Here is a 1,271-nt window from a genome sequence, read left to right on the forward strand (position 1 = left end):
CTGGGGGGGCGACGAAAATAGTTATAAAGCAGACAGGACAAGCGATTTAGCTCTCATTCCTCGTAAATAATACTTCCATTTATTACGATTAAGTCTCATTAATTCTCGTACTAAATTAATACACTCATCGCTAAAACTGACCCAATTTTGAGCATATAATCCTATATAAAAACTACTGTGTCGTCGTTGTGAACGGCCATCTTCTTTTACTCTGCCGATATATTTTTGAATTCCTTTTAGTTTAATTTGCTGTCCTTGAATGGTAGCAGAAGTATAGGCTATTGATATCAATAAAATTAGCGAAATCAACCGATCACCATAGACATTAGTGTCTTCTAAATTATCGCCTCCTGTTTTAAAATCTCTAAACATTTCTTCAATGCCAAACCGTTTCTTATAAGCAGCAATCGCCAATTCTAAGGAATTTAAATTTGTCATAATGAACCATCCTTCTTTGGGGATAAATCCGGAAATATTACGCTTCCATTTGCATGCAACGTTAAAAGTGCTAAATCCCTTTATTTTAGTTATTTTTACTCCTTTAATAAAGAATGAAGTTCCTGGTATTAACCCAAGATTTGATAACTCAATCCAAATTTTCTTTTTGACTTCAATAAACTCATTTTTTTTGAGACGTAAACAAAAGTATACAGACTTTTCTGACAACCATTTCGCTAGCTTAACAGAACAAAATTCTCTATCTCCCAATAGGCAAATTTTATAATCTTTAAAAATGGGAATTATTGTTGATAGATGACTGCTCTGTTCTTTAAGATTACTGCTACCTAATTTTGGCATCAAAGTAAAGTATATTGGCAATGCTCTTTTATCCCAAATCAGGCTAGTTACTAAAAGATTTATTTTACCCCAATTTGTACGGTCAATTGCTATATAAACTAGTTCATCTGTTTCAAAGTATGTTTCTAGTATACTAGCTATGATAGGAAACCAAATAGTTTCAAATCTTAGATTTGGTAAAGACAAAAAGCGCTGAATTCTTTTTCTTATACTTTCAAATTTTATTCCAAGAGGTAAAGCATTTGCTAACTTTTCTATGCTAACTCTTTTGATTGATTGTACAAGCATCACTAAAATATTTAATAAAATAAAATTACGATACTTTAGTTGAATTTTAAGATGCTTTTGATAGAATAAGGGTAACATTTGCAACAGATAGGTCTTATTGACAATTTGAGACCTATCTTTTTCTATCACAGATCGTTACACTCTTGACGTATCAATCGTTTCAAGCCATATCGTCGCCCCCCCAG

General features: G+C 32.2%; 1 protein-coding gene. It reads right to left on the reverse strand.

Annotated features, from left to right (window positions below; genetic code table 11):
* Window positions 1–21 precede the first annotated feature (21 nt).
* Entirely contained in the window at window positions 22–1,164 is a 1,143-nt protein-coding gene (locus tag F6K64_RS38025; protein WP_044492478.1) for an IS4 family transposase, read from the reverse strand.
* Window positions 1,165–1,271: the final 107 nt, after the last annotated feature.

This window comes from Moorena sp. SIO3A2 (genome assembly GCF_010672265.1).
GTDB lineage: Bacteria > Cyanobacteriota > Cyanobacteriia > Cyanobacteriales > Coleofasciculaceae > Moorena > Moorena producens.